Origin of the sequence: Streptomyces sp. NPDC060198, assembly GCF_042728415.1 — a bacterium.
GTDB lineage: Bacteria > Actinomycetota > Actinomycetes > Streptomycetales > Streptomycetaceae > Streptomyces.
Genome location: NZ_JBHWZJ010000361.1, coordinates 1 through 7065 on the forward strand (window position 1 = coordinate 1; position 7065 = coordinate 7065).

5 protein-coding genes are annotated in these 7065 nt (G+C 72.0%); 2 read left to right on the top strand and 3 right to left on the bottom strand.

Going from position 1 to position 7065, the window contains the following annotated elements; all coding sequences use genetic code 11:
* Positions 1-81 precede the first annotated feature (81 nt).
* The 3 genes from ACFWEP_RS29180 to ACFWEP_RS29190 all read right to left on the bottom strand — a co-directional run bounded on the left by ACFWEP_RS29180 (position 82) and on the right by ACFWEP_RS29190 (position 5295).
* Positions 82-1485, bottom strand: a complete 1404-nt coding sequence (locus ACFWEP_RS29180; protein ID WP_387374443.1) for a class II fumarate hydratase — start codon at positions 1483-1485, stop codon at positions 82-84.
* A gap of 153 nt (positions 1486-1638) precedes the next feature.
* A complete protein-coding gene (locus ACFWEP_RS29185; RefSeq protein WP_387374445.1) occupies positions 1639-2943 on the bottom strand; it encodes a M18 family aminopeptidase in 1305 nt (434 codons plus the stop codon).
* A 684-nt stretch (positions 2944-3627) separates the two neighbouring features.
* The gene (locus tag ACFWEP_RS29190) at positions 3628-5295 is read right to left on the bottom strand and encodes a fumarate hydratase (protein ID WP_387374446.1); all 1668 of its coding nucleotides are present in this window, start codon (positions 5293-5295) and stop codon (positions 3628-3630) included.
* Positions 5296-5738: 443 nt separating this feature from the next.
* On the opposite strand from ACFWEP_RS29190, the gene ACFWEP_RS29195 reads away from it, so the two are divergent.
* Both ACFWEP_RS29195 and ACFWEP_RS29200 read left to right on the top strand, forming a co-directional pair.
* On the top strand, positions 5739-6434 hold the full coding sequence (locus tag ACFWEP_RS29195; protein WP_387374448.1) for a DUF1707 domain-containing protein: 696 nt from the start codon (positions 5739-5741) through the stop codon (positions 6432-6434).
* Between the two features lie 222 nt (positions 6435-6656).
* Positions 6657-7031, top strand: a complete 375-nt coding sequence (locus ACFWEP_RS29200; RefSeq protein WP_328719640.1) for a WhiB family transcriptional regulator — start codon at positions 6657-6659, stop codon at positions 7029-7031.
* The last annotated feature ends 34 nt before the right edge of the window (positions 7032-7065 follow it).

The window sequence follows — 7065 nt, forward strand, 5'->3', positions numbered from 1 at the left end:
GTCAGGAACACCTGACGGCCCGTCCGGGGCAAGGCCGTGCCGGACACCGCCCGCCGGGCGCTTCCGGGGGCGGCCCAGGCCTCAGGGCCTGGTCATGCGCAGGACGTCGAGTGCCTCGTCCAGTTGTTCCACCGTCAGATCGCCCCGTTCCACGTGCCCGGAGGCGAGCACGGTCTCGCGGATCGTGGTGCCGTCGGCCAGTGACTTCTTGGCGATCTTGGCGGCCTCCTCGTACCCCAGGTACTTGTTCAGCGGGGTCACCACCGAGGGGGAGGACTCCGCGTAGGCGCGCGTGCGGGCGGTGTCGGCGGTGATGCCGTCCACCGTGCGGTCCGCCAGCAGCCGTGAAGCGTTGGCGAGCAGGCGCACGGACTCCAGCAGGTTCTTCGCGATGACCGGCATCATGACGTTCAGCTCGAAGTTTCCGGCCGCGCCGGCCGCCGCGACGGTCGCGTCGTTCCCCGTGACCTGGGCGGCGACCATCAGCACCGCCTCGGGGATCACGGGGTTCACCTTGCCCGGCATGATCGACGAACCCGGCTGGAGGTCGGGCAGCGCGATCTCGGCCAGGCCGGTGCGCGGCCCCGAGGCCATCCACCGCAGGTCGTTGCAGATCTTGGTCAGCGAGACGGCGACCGTACGCAGCTGTCCCGATACCTCCACCAGGCCGTCCCGCGCACCCTGCGCCTCGAAGTGGTTGCGGGCCTCCGTCAGCGGCAGCCCCGTCGCTCCGGCGATCTCGGCGATCACGGCCGCCGAGAAGCCGGGCGGGGTGTTGATACCGGTGCCGACCGCCGTACCGCCCAGCGGGAGTTCGGCGAGCCGGGGAAGGGAGGCGCGCAGGCGCTCGACGCCGTAGGAGATCTGCGCCGCGTACCCACCGAACTCCTGTCCAAGGGTGACGGGTGTCGCGTCCATGAGATGGGTGCGCCCCGACTTCACCACCTGCGCGAACTCCCGGGCCTTGCGCTCCAGGGACGCGGCCAGATGCTCCAGGGCCGGGACGAGGTCGGCGGTCACGGCGGCGGTGGCGGCGATGTGGATCGAGGACGGGAAGACGTCGTTCGAGGACTGCGAGGCGTTGACGTGGTCGTTGGGGTGCACGTCACGGCCGAGCCGCTCGGAGGCGAGGGTGGCGATCACCTCGTTGGTGTTCATGTTGGACGAGGTGCCGGACCCGGTCTGGAACACGTCGACCGGGAACTGGTCGTCCCACCGGCCCTCCGCCACCTCGGCGGCCGCCCCCGAGATCGCCTCGGCCACCTCCGGATCGAGCACCCCCAGACCGGCGTTGACCTTGGCGGCCGCCGCCTTGATCCGTGCCAGCGCCTCGATGTGGGCGCGCTCCAGGCGCTGGCCGGAGACGGGGAAGTTCTCCACCGCTCGCTGGGTCTGCGCACGCCACTTGGCATCCGCCGGGACCCTCACCTCTCCCATCGAGTCGTGCTCGATGCGGAATTCCGCCGGGTCCTGTGCATCGGTCATGTTGTTCGAACCTCCTGTGCGGTTGAGCGCGCGCCGTCGCGGGGCTATTCCCACCCCGCCTGCTCCGGAGCCACCCTCTCCCGTGCCCGTACCCCGCGCGCACGCGGCACGCGGGGTACGGGCGGGCGGCGGGGACGCGTGCGCGCCCGTCGCTCAGGCGGCCGTCAATACGGCGCGCAGAGCCGCCGCCAGATGTGCCGGATCCCCCGCTCCGCACAGCTCGCGCGCCGAGTGCATGGAGAGTCCGGGCACCCCGACGTCCAGCGTGGTCACGCCGAGCCGAGCGGCGGTGAGCGGCCCGATCGACGTGCCGCAGGGCATCGCGTTGTTGGCCGCGAAGGACTGCCACGGGACCTCGGACCGGTCGCACGCCTCGCGGAACAGGGCCACCCCGGTGCCGTCGGTGGCGTACCGCTGGTTGGTGTTGACCTTCACCGTGGGGCCGCCGTTCGGCAGCGGGAGGTGGCCGGGGTCGTGGCGCTCCTGGTAGTTGGGGTGCACGGCGTGGGTCATGTCGGCCGAGACGCAGAAGGAGCCCGCCAGCGACCGCGCCCACTCCTCGGCGCCGCCCCCGCGCGCCGCCACCGCGCGGGACAGCACCCGCTCCAGCAGCGGGCTCTGCGCCCCGGTCTGTGAGGCGCTGCCGACCTCCTCGTGATCGAAGGCGGCCAGCACCGGGATGTAGTGGGGCGGCTCGACGGAGGTCGCGGTGTCCACCAGCGCCGTCACACCCGCGTGCACGGAGACCAGGTTGTCGAGGCGGGGCGCGACCACGAACTCCTGCTCCACGCCCAGGTATCCGGGCGGCTGGACGTCGTGCAGCATCAGGTCCCAGCCCAGCACGTCCGCCGGATCCTCGCCGGCCGCCGCCGCGACCCGGCGCAGCAGCGCGCCCTCCTCGGGGGCGCCGAGCGACCACACCGGCGCCAGATGGCGCTGTGGGTCCAGCAGCGCGCCCTCGTTGACCTTCCGGTCGAGATGGATGGCGAGTTGGGGTACGCGCAGCAGCGGTTCGTCGATCTGTACCAGCAGGTCGCGCGGGGTGCCCGGGGTGCCGCCGCGCAGGGTGAGCCGGCCGCTGACGCCCAGGTCGCGGTCGAGCCAGGTGTTCAGCGGTACCCCGCCGTAGATCTCGACGCCGATCTGGCGCCAGCCCGCCGTCCCGGTGTCGGGGTTCGGTTTCACCCGCAGGTTCGGTGAGTCGGTGTGACAGCCGACGATCCGCAGCGGCGTGTACGTGGGCGCGTTCTCGGGGACGTACCAGGCGATCAGCGCGCCGGCCCGGGCGACGTAACAGCCGCCGCTCGTGCCGGTCCAGTCGTCGGTGCCGCGCAGCTCGCGGAATCCCGCCTTCGCCAGGCGCGTCACGGCACTCGCCACCGCGTGGTACGGGGAGGGGCTGGCGGCGATGAAGGCCAGCAGATCGTCGGTGTGGCTTCGGTGGGGGGCCGGCGTCATGCGTCGTCCGCCTTTCCGGTGGTGTGTGACCGCGGGGGTGGGGCACGGGGCTGTCGGCGATCTCCCCGCCGCTCGCGGTACGCGGGTGCGTCCGGCGCACACGGCCGTGCGGGCGGTGGGGGTGCCCGGCGGATCGGAGCCTGTCGGGCGACCCATGCCGACGGCGTGCGCGTCAGGCGTGGCCGCCCCGTCGGAGGTCGTCCGGCAGGCTCTCGGGGCCGGACGGCATCAACCCACCCCAACCCGCGGGCACGGCGCAAGCCCGGCACCGGGCCCGGTGCGGGGAAAGGTGCGGTGGTCCGGGCGCCGGTCACCACCCGGATCACGGTGGACGCGGCGGTACCGGGGGGACCGGACGCGGGGGGTCCCGCACCCGTCGCCGGGCCGAAATCGCTGTCCGCACCCGCCGGACGCACCCTGACGGCGGTCCCGCCACCGGATACGGGGCTCCGCCCGTGCGCCACCGGCCCGCCGCCCCCGGCGGAGCGGCTGTCCCCCGTCGGCATGAGTGAGATTGGCTTGAATCCGCCCATCCGCCCATGGGGGCGCCGCCACCCACGACGCCAGGAAGACGGAGGGGCGCCCCGGCCGGATGTCATCGGCCGGAACGCCCCGGGCGGGTCCGCGGATCAGGCCCACGGAGCCTTCTGACGGTGGATCCGGGTACCTCGCGGCCCCCGTGGATCAGGCGAGACCGGGGCCGCGCACCGGGATGCTGGTGAAGGTCGGCGCCGGCGCGGGCTCGGTGAAGAAGTCGTTGCCCTTGTCGTCCACCACGACGAACGCGGGGAAGTCCTCGACCTCGATCCGCCAGACCGCCTCCATGCCGAGCTCCTCGTACTCGACGACCTCGACCTTCTTGATGCAGTCCTGGGCCAGCCGGGCGGCCGGGCCGCCGATCGAGCCCAGGTAGAACCCGCCGTGCGTGCCGCACGCGTCGGTGACCTGCTTGCTCCGGTTGCCCTTCGCCAGCATGACCTTGGAGCCGCCCGCCGCCTGGAACTGCTCGACGTAGCTGTCCATCCGGCCGGCCGTCGTCGGGCCGAACGAGCCGGAGGCGTACCCCTCGGGCGTCTTCGCCGGGCCCGCGTAGTAGACCGGGTGGTCCTTGAGGTACTGCGGCATCTCCTCGCCCGCGTCCAGCCGCTCCTTGATCTTGGCGTGCGCGATGTCGCGCGCCACGACCAGCGGGCCGGTCAGCGAGAGGCGGGTCTTGACCGGGTACTTGGTCAGCTCGGCGAGAATCTCGTCCATCGGCCGGTTGAGGTCGATCCGCACCACGTCACCGGACTCGTCGAGGTGCTCGTCGGTGGTGTCCGGCAGGAAGCGCGCCGGGTCCGTCTCCAGCTGCTCCAGGAAGACGCCTTCGGCGGTGATCTTCGCGGTGGCCTGGCGGTCGGCGGAGCAGGAGACGGCGATGGCCACCGGCAGCGAGGCGCCGTGCCGGGGGAGGCGGACCACGCGCACGTCGTGGCAGAAGTACTTGCCGCCGAACTGCGCGCCGATCCCGATCTTCTGGGTCAGTTCGAAGACCTTCTCCTCCAGCTCCTTGTCCCGGAAGCCGTGTCCGGTGGGGGAGCCCTCGCCCGGCAGCTCGTCGAGGTAGTGCGCGGAGGCGTACTTGGCGGTCTTCAGCGCGAACTCCGCCGACGTGCCGCCGACCACGATCGCCAGGTGGTACGGCGGGCAGGCCGCGGTGCCCAGCGAACGGATCTTCTCCTCCAGGAACTTCATCATTGAGGCCTCGTTCAGGACGGCCTTCGTCTCCTGGTAGAGGAACGACTTGTTGGCGGAGCCGCCGCCCTTCGCCATGAAGAGGAACTTGTAGGCACCGCCGTCGGTGGCGTACAGCTCGATCTGCGCGGGCAGGTTGGAACCGGTGTTCTTCTCCTCCCACATGGTGATCGGAGCCATCTGCGAGTACCGCAGGTTGAGCTTGGTGTACGCGTCGAAGATGCCGTGCGACAGCGCCTCCTCGTCACCGCCCTCGGTCAGCACGTTCTGCCCGCGCTTGCCCATGACGATGGCCGTGCCGGTGTCCTGGCACATGGGGAGCACGCCGGCTGCGGCGATGTTCGCGTTCTTCAGCAGGTCGAGCGCCACGAACTTGTCGTTCGAGGACGCCTCCGGGTCGTCGATGATCCGGCGCAGCTGCGCGAGGTGCGTGGGGCGCAGGTAGTGGGAGATGTCGTGCATCGCCTCGGCGGCCAGTGTGCGCAGCGCCTCGGGCGCCACCTTGAGGAACGTACGGCCGTCGGCCTCGAAGGTCGAAACGCCTTCGGAGGTCACCAGCCGGTACGGCGTGGTGTCCTCTCCCACGGGGAGCAGATCGGAGTACGCAAACTCTGGCATTTCGGCCATTCCTCACTCGGTGACAGCGGCTGACCTCCCTTGGGCAGCGCACCCACCAGGGTAGGGCTCGGGGGAGCGGCCGGGCTTGTGAGGTAAGGCTCACCCCGGCCGGGGGCGGGGGCCGTGGAGTCGCGGGGCGGTACGGAAGCCGCTCCGGCCCGCTCCCGGGTGGCGCGCGGAAGCCGGGGCGCCCGTCGCACTCCTCGATCCGGCCGGGCGGCGCGAATCGCCGGACACGGCCAGGGCCGCTGTCCGGCAGTTCCCGCCGCCCGGGTGGTGCCCGGCACGGCACCTCGCCGCGTTGTCGGACCTCCCACGGGCATCCCCGTACGCGGGCGGTCCTCCGCCTTGCGGGGGACCGCACCGGACGCCGCCCGCCGATCCGCCGCGAATTGCCGGACACGCCCTAGTCGCGATCTATCGCGTTTGGGTACGCTGGGCCGGTGGACCTCGAAAAGCAGCCTCAGCAGTCCCCGCGGCCGACGGCCACGGCCGCCGCCCCGTCCTCCGGGCCCTCCGGCTTCCGCGCGTCCGACGCCGACCGTGACCGGATCGCGGACATCCTGCGGGAGGCCGTGGCGGAAGGCCGGCTGACCGCCGAGGAGCACGCGGAGCGGGTGGAACTCGTCTACCGCGCCAAGACCGTCGGCGAGTTGGAACCTTTGGTGAGCGACCTTCCCGCGGCCGGGAGTTCCTCGGCCGCCCGGGCGGCAGGGGGCCCCTTCGCGTACGAGGCGGGCGTCACCTCCGCCGACGCGGAGAAGCTCGTCGCGGTCTTCAGCAGCGCGACGCGCAGGGGCCGTTGGCGGGTCGGCGGGCGCACCCACGCGTTCGCGCTCTTCGGAACGGTGGAGATCGACCTGACCGAGGCGCTGTTCGGGCAGCGGCTCACCGTCATCAACGCGACGTCGATTTTCGGCAATGTCGAGGTCAAGGTCCCGGAGAACATCACCCTGCGCGGCACCGGCACCGGGATCTTCGCCAACTTCGAGGTGGTGAACACCGAGTCCCCCGATCCCGAGGCGCCGGTCGTCGTCGTCAACGGCTACTCGGTCTTCGGGAACGTCGAGGCCAAGCCCAAGCGGGGCAAGCTGATCGAGAACCTCCACCGCCAGCTGCGCAAGCATCTCGGACACTGAACGAACGGCCGGCGCACACCCGTCGACGGGTGTGCGACCGGACCCGGGCACAGGGGCAGGGGCGGCACGCGCGGGTCGCGAGAGGCGCTATCCGGCCAGAGGCCGGCTCGCACCCTCTTGCGGGCCCCGTTCGGCGGTGCCACTCAGCGCATAGCCGTGCGTACAGCGGGTAAAGAATCCTGCATCGTCTCTCGCTCGCGAAGCCGTCGTCAGGAGTAGACCGTGTTGCAACTGCCTCATCAGCCCCTGCAGGTCGCCGCTGTGCCCACTCAGCGAGCTCCCGCACGGGAAGACCAGGCGGGCCCCTGGCATTCCGAGGCGGTGTGCCGCCGGGACGAAGCCGGGCTCTTCTTCGCCCCGTCGAAGGAACCGACCGCCGCCCGGCTGTCCCGCGAGGACGCCGCCAAGCGGGTCTGTGCCCGCTGCCCCGTCATGGTGGAGTGTCAGGAGCATGCCCTGATGCAGCCGGAGCCGTACGGGGTCTGGGGCGGCCTCACCGCCGCTGAACGCCGGGTCGTGCTCGCCCGCAGGCGCCGGCGCGACATGGAGCTGAAGGCCGCCGCGGCCGCCAAGGGAGCGATCGCCGCCGCCGGCTGACCCACCGACGACGCGAAGGGGGCCACCCGCCCGG

Bases quoted from the DNA above. Each gene is read 5' to 3' on its own strand.
- ACFWEP_RS29180 (WP_387374443.1), bottom strand. From the start codon at position 1,485: ATGACCGATGCACAGGACCCGGCGGAATTCCGCATCGAGCACGACTCG.
- ACFWEP_RS29190 (WP_387374446.1), bottom strand. From the start codon at position 5,295: ATGCCAGAGTTTGCGTACTCCGATCTGCTCCCCGTGGGAGAGGACACC.
- ACFWEP_RS29185 (WP_387374445.1), bottom strand. From the start codon at position 2,943: ATGACGCCGGCCCCCCACCGAAGCCACACCGACGATCTGCTGGCCTTC.